The organism is Peribacillus sp. RS7 (genome assembly GCF_041956845.1).
Taxonomy (GTDB): domain Bacteria; phylum Bacillota; class Bacilli; order Bacillales; family DSM-1321; genus Peribacillus.
Genome location: NZ_CP168135.1, coordinates 434204 through 447212 on the forward strand (window position 1 = coordinate 434204; position 13009 = coordinate 447212).

The following is a 13009-nucleotide window of genomic DNA, read 5'->3' on the forward strand; positions in this document are numbered from 1 at the left end:
AATCTACACTGAAATCCAAAAAAAATCAATCAGGAACTAACCGATATTTGAAATTCCCACTAATTCTCAATATGTATAAAACAAGGCACGATTACTCGCGCCTTGTTTTTTTAAAGGAAATATTTAAATCTACTTATTTATAAAAATTATTTTGCGTCAACTGTTTTGCTGTTTTCTACCAAGAAGTCAATAGCTTTCTTAATTTTAAGATCGCCTTTGATTCCTTCTAAGTTTCCAAGAGCTTGTTTGATCGCGTCAATTTCCATGTTGTACATTGTAGCCATTTGTCCAAGTTCAGCTTCCACATCTTCGTCAGTCGCTTCAAGTTTTTCAACTTCAGCAATTGCTTCAAGAGTAAGGCTCGTACGAACTTGCCCTTCAGCTTCTTCTTTCATTTGTGCTTTTAAAGCTTCTTCGTCTTGACCTGAGAATTGGTAGTAAAGTTCCAAATTAAGTCCTTGAGATTGAATGCGTTGAGAGAACTCATTCATCATGCGGTCCACTTCATTTGAAATCATTGCTTCAGGAACGTCCATTTCCGCACCTTCAACAGCTTTACCAATTACAGTGTTTTGTATGAAGTTTTCTTCTTCGTGTTTTTTGTCATGCTCTAATTTATGTTTTGTTTTTTCTTTAAGTTCAGCCAAAGTTTCAACTTCGTCGTCGACATCTTTCGCGAACTCATCATCCAACTCAGGAAGTTGTTTTGTTTTGATTTCGTGAATTTTCACTTTGAATACAGCTGGTTTACCTGCAAGTTCAGCAGCATGGTATTCTTCAGGGAAAGAAACTTCGATATCTTTTTCAGCGCCAGTTTCAAGACCAACAAGTTGCTCTTCAAATCCTGGAATGAAAGAGTTCGAACCGATTTCCAATGAATGGTTTTCTGAAGCTCCGCCTTCGAATGCTTCACCATCAACGAATCCTTCAAAGTCAAGAACGACTGTATCGCCTTCAGCAGCTTGTCCTTCTTCTTTAACAACAAGCTCAGCTTGACGCTCTTGTAATGTTTTCAATTCGTTTTCAACATCTTCGTCAGTTACTTCAGTATTGAATTTTTCAACTTCAACACCTTTGTAATCTCCCAATTTAACTTCAGGCTTAACCGTTACTGTTGCAGTGAAAATCAGGTTTTCGCCTTTTTCCATTTTCTCGATGTCGATTTCTGGACGATCTACAGGCTGAATTCCAGCTTCTTCGACAGCATTTGCATAAGCATCTGGAAGAATGATATCAAGCGCATCTTGGTATAGTGATTCTACGCCGAATTTCTTTTCGAACATTTGACGTGGCATTTTACCTTTACGGAAGCCAGGTACATTTACTTGTTTCACTACTTTTTTGAAAGCTGCGTCTAAACCTTCGTTTACTTTTGCAGCGTCAACTTCAATTGTTAGTACGCCTTGATTACCTTCTTGTTTTTCCCATTTTACAGACATGTGTTTCCCTCCAAAAAATCTATATACTTCAATAATAAGCATTGGATGAATATGCTTTGCAAGTGTTAACAAGTCATCCTTCAAATATACCCAAAAAAAATATTGGGAAATCGTCAAAACTCGACGATTTATACATTACAACCACTACATTATACCACAGGTTTAATCTGTTACAACAGCAATAGCTTAAATAATGGGATAAGAAATTTCCTCAATTTCTTTTAAATAGGATAGAATATCCGCAACTGTTTCTTCATCAGCCAGATAAAGGTCCGCTAAGTCCCTCCCGAAAACTTCCCCAGTCATGTATTCCTCCGCTAATGCATGGTAGGCAGCTGCCCAAGCCGGCAAGCTTTCAGGTCCGGGTTCAAAAGGATATAACAGAAAGGAATGACGTTCGATTAAACTATGGACCATTTCAAATAAGCTCGGGTTTTCCTGACTGATTTCCTCTTCTGTCAGGCCGGTTACCGTCTTATAGAAGTCCGTCTCCTTCAAACTTTTCAATTCCCTTGGTATGACCGACTTCGATTGATTGAATTTCCTTAGTGTCACTTCCTCGGCATATTCCTGGTCGATAAGGATGTTAAGGAGCATCGTTTTAAAGAAAGGGTGTCCCTCGTCTCTTTGTAGAAATTGTTCGATTCGCGGGATGAATGGTCGAATGTTGATATTCGTGAGTTTTGAAATGACCAAGAACATTTCATTATCCGTTTTCCCTTCAAAGAGATCATCCTCTTGCAATTCTTCTGCAAGCTGCTGATTTTGCCTTTCCTTTTCCTCTTTTTTATCCTCAAGGGCCCTTTTGCTGAACTGAAGCATCTTTTCGAAATGTTCCTCTTTATCAAAGGGAATTTGGCTCTCTTCAAATAGCAGTTCGATCGTCGTGACCATTTCCTGATGCTCGCCCAATTGCAGCAGGACCATCAAATAGATATTGATAAGTTGAAAATAGTCGCCGATGCCTTTATTCAGCATCTCTATACATAACTCTTTTGACTCCTCATAGTGCTCAAGTTCGACTAGAGAGACCACTAGCCCCATGCAAACCTCATCATTTTCGGGCTCATATTCCCTGGCTTGGCTGAAAAGCTGTGCAGCTCCTTTAAAGTTTCTGTTTCCAAGCTCATCCAGCCCTTTTACAATCAGCCTTTCACCGAGATTTGGAAAGGCGATAATCTTGGTTTCTCCAGCCTTCTTTTGGTTGTTCTCATTATCCATCCTATTTTCCGCCTCACCGTTCGCTTTTTGAAAAACAGTTTAGCATGTAATAGCAGGAAACACAAAATTTTATATGGGAGAATAAACGCCTTTTCCGTCCATTTCAAGCTTTCCCATAAAAAAATCCCGTCCTCCTTTCAAATATGAAAGGAGGACGGGAAAATGACCATCTTCAATTAAATGCTCGATACAACCTTTTTTTGTGATTCATAGGCGGAAATCTCTTTATCATATTGAAGGGTTATGGAAATTTCATCCCAGCCTTTAATGAGCATTTCCTTCCAATATGGATGAATTTCAAAACTTATTTCAAACCCTTGACCATCTTTCAATGTCTGATTGGGAAGGTCAATCGTCAACTCATAGTCAGGTGCCGCCACTCTCTCCATTAAATACTTCACTTCAGCTTGGGTTAAAGCAATGGGGACCATGCCATTCTTCATGCAATTACTTTTAAAGATATCAGCATAGGACGGTGCGATGATGATATCGAATCCGTAGTCTTTCAAGGACCATGGAGCATGCTCACGCGAAGAACCACAGCCGAAATTTTCACCGGCTATTAAAATGGACGCGTTTTGATTATGGGGCTGATTCAATTCAAACTCAGGACGTTCTTTTCCATTTTCATCAAAACGCCAGTTATAGAATAAAAATTCACCAAATCCACTTCGCTCAATTCGTTTTAAAAATTGCTTTGGAATGATTTGATCCGTATCCACGTTTTTACGGTCAAGTACCGCCGCTCTTCCTTTATATATAGTAATGGGTTCCATCCTCTGCACCTCCGGTTAATTGTATTCTTAATGGACTTGTTCAGTCGTTTTCAAATTCCTAATATCGACAAATTTCCCATGAATGGCGGCCGCGGCAGCCATTGCCGGACTAACTAGATGTGTCCTGGCACCAGCTCCTTGCCTTCCTTCAAAGTTCCGATTACTGGTGGAGGCACAATGCTCACCGGCTGGAACCACATCAGGGTTCATGCTCAAGCACATGCTGCAACCTGATTCGCGCCATTCAAAGCCCGCAGATTTGAAGATCTCATCCAACCCTTCATCTTCCGCTTGCCTTTTAACACTCTGTGAACCGGGAACGACCATCGCCCGAACTCCTTTTTGAACAGTCTGGCCTTCGATCATTTCTGCAGCCTGCCGTAAGTCCTCAATGCGTGAATTGGTACACGATCCTATGAATACATGCTGAACGGGAATATCCGTAATCGGCATGCCTTCCTCAAGACCCATATACTCAAGTGCACGATTCAGTTCCTTTGGATCCATGATATCTTCCGCGAAGGTAGGTACTTTACCGTCCACTCCGCTAGCCATTCCAGGATTTGTACCCCAGCTGACCATAGGCGAAATCAGGCTGCCATCAAGAATGATTTCCTGGTCGTATACAGCATCCTCATCACTGGAAAGTGACTTCCAGTCCTGTACACATTGCTCGAACTCTTCTCCTTTTGGCAAATACTTACGACCTTTCAAATAAGAGAAAGTCGTTTCATCGGGAGCTACCAGCCCCGCTCTTGCCCCGCCTTCGATCGACATATTGCACACCGTCATTCTCTCTTCCATCGACATATCCCGGAAAACTTCCCCACAATACTCAATGATGTGTCCCGTACCGAAATCGACGCCGAATTTAGAAATCACATATAAAATGACATCTTTCGCCATCACGCCGTGACCAAGCTTGCCATTAACCTCAAGCTTTAATGTTTTGGGTTTTGTTTGCCATAGGGTTTGTGTGGCTAAAACATGCTCAACCTCACTCGTCCCGATTCCAAACGCAATCGATCCAAACGCACCATGTGTGGAAGTATGACTGTCACCGCAGACAATCGTCATCCCTGGCTGTGTAAGACCCAATTCCGGTCCGATAACGTGAACGATCCCTTGTTCCGGGCTGTCTAAATCAGCAAGGCGGATACCGAACTCCTTACAGTTTTGGTCAAGTGCCTCTAATTGTTTCCTTGCAATATCATCCTCGATGAAATAACGATTAACGGTTGGCACATTATGATCCATTGTCGCAAAAGTACGGTCGGGTCTCCTGACTGCACGTCCTTTTAATCTTAATCCTTCAAATGCTTGTGGAGAGGTCACTTCATGAATATATTGAAGGTCAATATAAATTAAATCCGGTTTATTTTCCTCTTCATTTACAATATGGCGATCCCATATTTTCTCTATTATCGACTTTCCCATCTTTATCCCACCTCGATCAATCTTGTATTTTTTTAAAAAACACGGCCTAATGTTAGGCCGTGAAAGAAGTTTATGCGTAAGCTCCCATGATGTTGGAAATGGCTTCCTGGTCTAAAAGATTTGCTTTTATTTCTGCAATCATCTCTGAAGTAGACGTAATATTTGGTTGGCCATTTGCGATATCGCCTGTTCTCAAACCATAATCAAGGACCGCTTCCACTGCCTGCTCAACGGCATGTGCCTCATCTTCCAGGCCAAAGGATAAACGCAGCATGGACGCCGCTGATAAAATGGTCCCGATTGGGTTAGCTAAGTTTTTGCCCGCGATATCCGGAGCTGAGCCATGAATCGGTTCATATAGGTTAGGCCCTTTTGTTGATATAGAGGCGGATGGTAGCATTCCAAGCGAACCAGTCAACACGGATGCTTCATCGCTTAAAATATCACCGAACATATTCTCCGTCACGATAATATCAAATTGTTTCGGGTTTTTGATCAGTTGCATGGCTGCATTATCCACAAGCATGTGTTCAAGGGTTACATCCGGATAGTCCTTGGCGATTTCTTCAGCCGTTTCACGCCACATCCTGCTGGATTCAAGAACATTCGCTTTATCCACGGATGTTACTTTTTTCTTGCGATCCGATGCTAATGCAAAAGCAAGTTCAATAATGCGCTTCATTTCGCTTTTCTGATAGAAAAGAGTATCGACAACCGCCTCTTTCCCCTCTTTTTCAACGCGTTCACTTGGCTTTCCGAAATAAAGGCCGCCAGTTAGTTCCCTGACAATCACGAAATCCACATCTTCAATGAATTCCTTTTTAAGAGGAGAAGATTCCGACAAGCTGGAATAGTAGCTGATTGGACGGATGTTAGCATAAAGATTCAAATCTTTTCGGATTTTCAACAAACCTCGTTCCGGTCTTAGGTGCGCAGGCTGGGCATCCCACTTAGGTCCTCCAACGGCCCCTAATAATACCGCATCGCTGTTTTTACAAATCTCCACTGTTTCATCCGGCAGGGGCGAACCCGTGTTATCGATGGCCCCGCCGCCAATCTCACCATATTGAAATTCAAAATCGTGTCCATATCTTTGGGCAACGGCTTCGAGGATTTCTACAGCGCCTCTTGTTACTTCTCTCCCGATGCCATCTCCTTGAAGCACCGCAATATTCCTTTTCATCGAAATCTCCCCTTCCTATTGTAATACTGCTTTTTCTTCCAATTCCTTCATGATGATCACTCGGTTCACAGCGTTCAAATACGCTTTTGCGGATGCTTCCAAGACGTCCTGATCCAGACCGCGGCCGCTTGTTTCCACACCATTAAAATCAATTTTCACAAAAACTTGGGCAAGGGCATCCATTCCGCCACCTACCGATTGAATCCGATAGTCCAGCAAGTTGATTTCGCTGCCCAAACATCTTTCAAGCGTGTTATAAAGGGCTTCAACACTTCCTGCACCTGTTGCCGCTTCCTGAATCTCTTCATTATCGCCTTTTTTCAGTGTAACCGTCGCTGTTGCCGTCTGATGTGTACCGTGGGAAATCTGTAAGGAAATCAGGTCATAGAAACTGATATCCGTCGCTTTCTCTTCAAGCACAAGTGCCACGATATCCTCATCCGTCATGGTCTTTTTATTATCGGCCAATTCCTTGAATTGAACGAATAATGAGTTCATCTCCTCATCCGTAACCGAAAAATTTAACTCTTGTAATCTTTCTTTGAAAGCATGGCGTCCTGAATGCTTCCCTAAAACAAGTGAATTGGACGAAACTCCGACGAGTTCAGGCGAAATGATTTCGTATGTCGTTTTTTCTTTTAACATGCCATCTTGGTGAATGCCAGATTCATGTGCGTATGCATTGGCACCAATTATGGCTTTATTAGCAGGAACTTGCATTCCGGTAAGTCGGCTGACCAAATCACTGGTTCTTTTAATTTCATTCAATACAAGGCCCGTTTCCGCTTGATAGAAATCTTTACGGATGTAGAGTGCCATAGCCACTTCTTCAAGTGCCACATTTCCGGCACGTTCACCAATGCCATTGATTGTACCTTCGACTTGTGTAGCCCCGCCTTCGATGGCGGCCAATGAATTGGCGGTTGCCATACCAAGATCGTCATGGCAGTGTGCAGATAAGCTAACCTTATCAATAGAAGGAACATGTTCACGAAGGTACCGGAAAATGTTTCCGTATTCAATTGGAGCTGCATATCCTACAGTATCTGGAATATTAATGACCTTGGCACCAGCTTGAATGACCGCTTCAACGATTTCAGCCAAATAGTCAAGTTCTGTACGACTGGCATCTTCTGCAGACCATTGTACGATCGGGAAACGTGCTGCCCCGTACTTGACCATCTCAACGGACTTTTCAATCACTTGCTGTTTCGACATTTTCAACTTATATTCACGATGAATGGGCGAAGTGGCGATGAACGTATGCAACCTTGGTTCTGCACCGATCCTCAATGAATCCCAAGCTGCATCAATATCTCCTTTTACAGCACGCGCCAGCCCCGTAACAGAGCTGTTTTTAATTTTGCGCGCGATTTCCTGTACGGAGTTAAAATCCCCTTTGGATGCTGCCGGAAAACCGGCTTCGATAATATCAACACCCAATCTTTCAAGCTGATAAGCAATTTCAAGCTTTTCGGTAAAATTTAAATTTACACCGGCGGATTGCTCCCCATCTCGAAGTGTGGTTTCAAATATATTAATTTTTCGCAACGGCTACCACTTCTTTCTCTTTTTGTTGAGGTTTTACGAATGGCATCATTTTTCTTAATTCACGACCCACCACTTCGATTTGATGTTGGTTTTCACGATTATTGATAGCATTGAAGACTGGACGGTTCGCTTGGTTTTCCAAAATCCATCCTTTAGCGAACTCTCCGTCTTGGATGTCTTTTAAGATCGCTTTCATGGCCTCTTTCGTAGTTTCCGTCACAACGCGTGGTCCAGAAACGAAATCTCCCCATTGAGCTGTGTCAGAAATGGAATAGCGCATGTTTTCCATACCGCCTTCATACATAAGGTCGATGATTAATTTAAGTTCATGTAAACACTCGAAATATGCTACTTCCGGTTGATATCCAGCTTCTGTCAAGGTTTCGAATCCAGCTTTCACAAGGGCAGTCAATCCGCCGCAAAGTACGGCTTGCTCTCCAAATAGATCCGTTTCCGTTTCTTCCTGGAAAGTAGTTTCCAAACCGCCAGCTCTTAAAGATCCGATCCCCCGAGCGTACGCAAGTGCCAATTCTCTTGCTTCCCCCGTAACATTTTGATAGATGGCAAACAATGCCGGCACTCCTGCACCTTGTTCATATGTACGGCGAACAAGATGTCCAGGACCTTTTGGAGCAACTAATAAAACATCTACGTCTGCCGGAGGAACGATTTGATTGAAATGGACATTGAATCCGTGTGCGAACATTAACGCTTGACCAGCACGCAAGACCGGTTTGATTTCTTCTTGATATACCTTCGGCTGAGTTTCATCCGGTAAAAGGTTCATGATTACGTCTGCTTGTTCAGCTGCTTCTTTAACTGTGTAAACATTGAACCCGTCTTCCACGGCTTTATCGAAGGATTTACCTTTCCTGATTCCGATGATTACTTCTACACCGCTGTCACGCAGGTTTTGTGCGTGTGCGTGTCCTTGTGAACCATATCCGATGACCGCTACCTTTTTATTGTTGAAAAAATTCTCGTTTGCCTCTGCGTTATAATATACTTTTGCCATAATAATTACATCTCCCTTTTCTTTTCATTGTTTTTTGTTTTTTGTTTTTTTGTTTTTTTGTTTTTTGTTTTTTGTTTATACGATTGTCGCGCTCTTAGCGTGTGCTATTTGCATTCCACGCGGGATGGCGGCAGTCCCTGTCCTTGCCAATTCCTTAATGCCATATGGCTTGATCAGTTCAATGAAGGCTTCGATTTTATCCGATTCCCCTGTGATTTGAACTGTCAGGCTATCTTTACTGACATCAATAACTGATGCTCGGAAGGGTTCGATGACTGAATAAATCTCGGCTCGGGTCTGTGTAGTCACCAATATTTTAATGAGTGCAAGTTCCCTCGCCACAATCGATTGATTCGTAATATCATTTACTTTCAATACATCGATCTGCTTATTCAATTGCTTGGTGATCTGTTCCACGACAGCTTCGTCATCAACATCGACCACAAAGGTCATCCTTGAAATGCCGGCCTGCTCGGAGGGACCGACAGCCATGCTTTCAATGTTATAATTTCTTTTCGTGAACAGGTTCGTAATCCGATTCAGGACGCCTGGACGGTTGTTCACGGTGAGGCTAAGAATTCCCTTCATTGATTAAACTCCTTCCATTTCATCAAGCCCTTTTCCTTGTGCTACCATCGGAAAGACATTTTCATTTTGCTTTACCCGGAAATCGATCAACACGGGACCATCAGTTTTCAACGCTACATCCAGGCAGTTGCTTGCTTCTTCCTCTGTCGTCACTTTGTATCCTGGAATTCCATACGCATCGGCCAATTTCACGAAATCCGGATGCGATTGAAAAATACTGTGTGAGAAACGTTTATCGTGAAAGAGTTCCTGCCACTGCCTTACCATCCCGAGTGCCCCATTATTGACGATGATGATTTTGATCGGCAGATTCAATTCGGCTATGACCGAAAGTTCTTGGAGGCACATCTGGAATCCTCCATCTCCCGATATCGAAAGCACCGTCGCTTTCGGATTCGCCAGCTGCGCTCCGAGAGCCGAAGGTAAGCCAAAGCCCATCGTCCCCAGTCCACCGGAAGTGACCCATGAATTCGGTTTGTTAAACGGATAGTATTGTGCTGCCCACATTTGATGCTGTCCAACATCTGTCGTAACAATGGCCTCCCCATTCGTTTTTTCATGAAGCATTTGGATGACCCGCTGAGGTTTCAGGACGCCTTCTTCATGTGTATAACGCAATGGGAATTCTTCATTCCATGCAGCCAGCTGTGTGGTCCATTCATCAATTTCCGGCTTCTTGCCATTTTGTGCAATCAACTCCGTCAATGCTTCCTTAGCACTTCCGACGACTGGAATTTTCGTCGGTACATTTTTGCCTATTTCTGCTGGATCAATATCGATATGGGCCACTGTTGCATGCTGTGCGAACTTCGCTAGATTCCCAGTCAATCGATCATCGAACCTGGCACCGATATTGATTAATAGATCACATTTCGATAACGCCATGTTTCCTGCAAAACAGCCATGCATGCCACCCATTCCGATAAAGAGAGGATGTTCCGCCGGAAAACCTCCAAGACCCAATAAAGTGTGGACGACTGGAATGCCTTGCTGCTCAACATAGTCCTTTAATAGATTGGACGCCTTTGCATGCAGGACACCTGCCCCTGCAAGAATGACCGGTCTTTTCGCTCCACTTACGGCTTCAACAAGCTTTCTGATCTGCAAGTAATTAGGCTTGGTCGTCGGCTGATAACCAGGGAGATCCATTTCCGGTTCCACATCCGTCGATACACCTTCTAAAATGGCCATATCTTTAGGTATATCGATTAATACTGGACCGGGCCGGCCGCTTGAAGCGATATAAAAAGCTTCTTTTATAATGCGCGGGAGGTCTTCCGGCTTTCTCACCTGATAGTTATGTTTTGTAATCGGTGTAGTAATCCCCAGTACATCAGCTTCCTGGAAAGCATCTGTACCAATTACACTGGTAGCTACCTGACCCGAAATTACCACAAGCGGCAAAGAGTCGATCATTGCATCGGCCAAACCGGTCACAATGTTCGTCGCCCCTGGTCCGGAAGTGACTATGACAACCCCCGGCTTGCCGGTAATTCTGGCGTATCCTTCCGCTGCATGGATCGCACCTTGTTCGTGTCTTGTCAAAATATGAAAAAGCTCTGAACTGTAAAGCTTGTCATAAATCGGCAATACGGAACCACCTGGATAACCAAAGATGACTTCAACATTTTCCTTTTTCAATGCATCCATCAGAAATTCTGCACCACTATAATGTGTCTTTCCACTTTTCCGATCAGCTACCACTGATTTTTGTGTCATTTCGTAAAGACCTCCTTCGCTTTTCTTCTAAGTATTTTCCCAAGATTCAGAATTTTCAGCTTTTTGTGCATACAAAAAAGCCTTTTCACCCCAAATGTACTTGCACTTAGCAAGTTAAAGGGGTGAAAAGGCTTGATGAGCCACTCCACGGTACCACCCTTTTTCGCATGAAACTCCATGCGCACTTTGAATAGTTTACACTATTCTCTGTTTTGGTAACGGGTACTGGTACGCACCCGTTCAGCCCTACTAGTCTGACGTTCAAGCTGAAACTCCAAGGTGAGTTCATCTTTCGGGACAATACCGGTTCTCAGCAACCCGGCTCTCTGTAAATGACTTTTAAAAAGACTACTTATCCTCTTCAATGCTTTTCGCATTATTCTATTTTTCGTATCGCTTATGTTTGATGTCTTGTATTTGTGATTATCTTACGCGTATTTCCGGTAGTAGTCAACAGGTTTTTAAGAATTTTTTGATAATTCTAAATTGAAAGATTTGTTGTATACGCTTACATACCTATCATTACCACATTCTATAAAATAAAGTTATTTCAATTTTTAATTTTTAAAACGTTAAGTACATCATTTATTTTTTATAACTTATTATTGGAACTCCACTGACGTATCCATCCATGTATTACCCATACTATTCAAGTCACTTGTAATGTTTTCACCATGTGGAAACATCCATTTTTCCTTTCAGCTTCATTTCCCACTGTCAATCTCCTTTGTGACAAGGGTTTGGAAACGTAACTTTTGATACAAGATTCGGCCTCAATCCCTTTTGAAGATCTCTCGTGGACAAACCTCCCGACATTCCAAGATGCGGTAAATCCCGGAACAATTCAAAATCCCCACCCCAAACAAAGCCCAGGGATTTCGCTATGGCTGCCACCCTTGTCCACTTTTCGTCCTCTGTCCACAATGCCCGCTTGCCGTCATCACTGACAATGACAAAATCTACAGCAAGTCCATAGTTGTGCAAGGATTGGCCCGCTCTCGCATAAGTCACGATTGGTTTTGATTTGTTCGTTCTGCCTTGTTCATACAATTCTTTTTGTTCCAAGAAGCTTCGATAACCAGCCGTGATTTGAACAAATATCCCCACTTCATAAGCCAATTTAACCACTTCAAGTATCGCTTCGTTCACGACCGGGTTCATACCACTTCCCATATTTTCCTTTGCGCGATTCAATAGGGTTTGTAATTTGATAGCCATCCTGGCACCTCCCCTATATTTAATGCCAAAAATGTCCTAGACGGAAAGGCGCTTTATATATTATTAAACTGGAAGAACTTGAAGGGGGCTGATTGATGAAAAAATCCTTATTCATTTACACCCCCTGCCTGAATGCAAAAGGGCCGAACACAGGTGAAATATATCATCCCCCTGTGTCCAGCCCTCTGGTTCATTTAGCCAAAACATCCTCATATTCAGCATTTTTTTCAAACTGTTTTTGAACGAACGAACATACCGGAACAATTTTCAGTTTTTCCTCACGTGCGAATCCTATTACCTTTTCAACAAGGGCATTTCCTACCTTTTGTCCGCGAAGCTTGTCAGAAACTACGGTATGATCGACCGTGATTACATCATCACCTGATTTAAAGAATGTGATTTCCGCTAGCTTCTCGCCAGATTCTTCGACAAAAAAAGAACTTTCACCTTTTTTGATATCCACCATCTTGTTGACCTCCTTTTAGTTTCCTTTATCATATCTCACAAAATGGAAATTAAACAAATATTTAAAACGTGATCAAAATTCAATGGAGTGAAAGCCAGCATTGTTGATGTGAAGTTTATTTACAAATAAAAAACGGCTGATAAACAATATTTTCAGGAAGGCATAAGACATGATAAGGAAATCTTGATCAATTATTCCTGACCGATGACATATCATTCCTGAAAACCCTAGGTTTCACTAAGGCTGAGGTGTACGATACTGCATGATTTTTATTACAAGTTTTTTATTACTCCTTCATGACCATAATGAAATTCAGAGTATGTCATGCTTCTGTTTTTTGATTGCATTTTAATTAATGGAAGAAATCTTACCGTAATGACGTAAGAATAAGTATAT

At 42.5% G+C, this 13009-nt stretch carries 11 protein-coding genes and 1 other annotated feature; all 11 genes read right to left on the reverse strand.

Translation table 11 applies throughout. The features are described 5' to 3' along the window. Window positions 1-146: 146 nt before the first annotated feature. The 11 genes from tig to ACDZ29_RS02315 all read right to left on the reverse strand — a co-directional run bounded on the left by tig (window position 147) and on the right by ACDZ29_RS02315 (window position 12613). Window positions 147-1439, reverse strand: coding sequence for a trigger factor (tig, locus tag ACDZ29_RS02265; RefSeq protein WP_289325934.1), 1293 nt, complete (start codon window positions 1437-1439; stop codon window positions 147-149). A gap of 186 nt (window positions 1440-1625) precedes the next feature. Next, on the reverse strand, window positions 1626-2660 hold the full coding sequence (locus tag ACDZ29_RS02270) for a tetratricopeptide repeat protein (RefSeq protein WP_375089713.1): 1035 nt from the start codon (window positions 2658-2660) through the stop codon (window positions 1626-1628). A gap of 176 nt (window positions 2661-2836) precedes the next feature. Continuing rightward, window positions 2837-3436, reverse strand: coding sequence for a 3-isopropylmalate dehydratase small subunit (gene leuD / locus ACDZ29_RS02275; protein ID WP_375089714.1), 600 nt, complete (start codon window positions 3434-3436; stop codon window positions 2837-2839). 27 nt (window positions 3437-3463) lie between these two features. Beyond that, entirely contained in the window at window positions 3464-4873 is a 1410-nt protein-coding gene (leuC, locus tag ACDZ29_RS02280) for a 3-isopropylmalate dehydratase large subunit (RefSeq protein WP_370015989.1), read from the reverse strand. A 70-nt stretch (window positions 4874-4943) separates the two neighbouring features. Continuing rightward, window positions 4944-6056 (reverse strand): 3-isopropylmalate dehydrogenase, encoded by a 1113-nt coding sequence (leuB, locus tag ACDZ29_RS02285; protein ID WP_289315455.1) that lies wholly within the window; start codon window positions 6054-6056, stop codon window positions 4944-4946. 15 nt (window positions 6057-6071) lie between these two features. Then, window positions 6072-7607, reverse strand: coding sequence for a 2-isopropylmalate synthase (locus ACDZ29_RS02290; RefSeq protein ID WP_289315454.1), 1536 nt, complete (start codon window positions 7605-7607; stop codon window positions 6072-6074). After that, on the reverse strand, window positions 7594-8622 hold the full coding sequence (ilvC, locus tag ACDZ29_RS02295) for a ketol-acid reductoisomerase (protein ID WP_063575544.1): 1029 nt from the start codon (window positions 8620-8622) through the stop codon (window positions 7594-7596). The genes ACDZ29_RS02290 and ilvC overlap by 14 nt, the downstream gene beginning before the upstream one ends. A gap of 75 nt (window positions 8623-8697) precedes the next feature. Beyond that, window positions 8698-9210, reverse strand: coding sequence for an acetolactate synthase small subunit (gene ilvN, locus ACDZ29_RS02300; RefSeq protein ID WP_289325939.1), 513 nt, complete (start codon window positions 9208-9210; stop codon window positions 8698-8700). A gap of 3 nt (window positions 9211-9213) precedes the next feature. Next, on the reverse strand, window positions 9214-10929 hold the full coding sequence (gene ilvB / locus ACDZ29_RS02305) for an acetolactate synthase large subunit (RefSeq protein ID WP_375089716.1): 1716 nt from the start codon (window positions 10927-10929) through the stop codon (window positions 9214-9216). 115 nt (window positions 10930-11044) lie between these two features. After that, window positions 11045-11303, reverse strand: a binding site (T-box leader). A 343-nt stretch (window positions 11304-11646) separates the two neighbouring features. Then, complete coding sequence (locus tag ACDZ29_RS02310) at window positions 11647-12147, reverse strand: M15 family metallopeptidase (protein WP_375089718.1); 501 nt, start codon at window positions 12145-12147, stop codon at window positions 11647-11649. Window positions 12148-12337: 190 nt separating this feature from the next. Continuing rightward, a complete protein-coding gene (locus ACDZ29_RS02315; RefSeq protein WP_289315450.1) occupies window positions 12338-12613 on the reverse strand; it encodes a GNAT family N-acetyltransferase in 276 nt (91 codons plus the stop codon). Window positions 12614-13009: the final 396 nt, after the last annotated feature.

What these genes read in the sequence shown, in the direction of transcription:
- tig (WP_289325934.1), bottom strand. Translation starts at nt 1,439, where the DNA reads ATGTCTGTAAAATGGGAAAAACAAGAAGGTAATCAAGGCGTACTAACA.
- ACDZ29_RS02270 (WP_375089713.1), bottom strand. Translation starts at nt 2,660, where the DNA reads ATGGATAATGAGAACAACCAAAAGAAGGCTGGAGAAACCAAGATTATC.
- leuD (WP_375089714.1), bottom strand. Translation starts at nt 3,436, where the DNA reads ATGGAACCCATTACTATATATAAAGGAAGAGCGGCGGTACTTGACCGT.
- leuC (WP_370015989.1), bottom strand. Translation starts at nt 4,873, where the DNA reads ATGGGAAAGTCGATAATAGAGAAAATATGGGATCGCCATATTGTAAAT.
- leuB (WP_289315455.1), bottom strand. Translation starts at nt 6,056, where the DNA reads ATGAAAAGGAATATTGCGGTGCTTCAAGGAGATGGCATCGGGAGAGAA.
- ilvC (WP_063575544.1), bottom strand. Translation starts at nt 8,622, where the DNA reads ATGGCAAAAGTATATTATAACGCAGAGGCAAACGAGAATTTTTTCAAC.
- ilvN (WP_289325939.1), bottom strand. Translation starts at nt 9,210, where the DNA reads ATGAAGGGAATTCTTAGCCTCACCGTGAACAACCGTCCAGGCGTCCTG.
- ilvB (WP_375089716.1), bottom strand. Translation starts at nt 10,929, where the DNA reads ATGACACAAAAATCAGTGGTAGCTGATCGGAAAAGTGGAAAGACACAT.
- ACDZ29_RS02310 (WP_375089718.1), bottom strand. Translation starts at nt 12,147, where the DNA reads ATGGCTATCAAATTACAAACCCTATTGAATCGCGCAAAGGAAAATATG.
- ACDZ29_RS02315 (WP_289315450.1), bottom strand. Translation starts at nt 12,613, where the DNA reads ATGGTGGATATCAAAAAAGGTGAAAGTTCTTTTTTTGTCGAAGAATCT.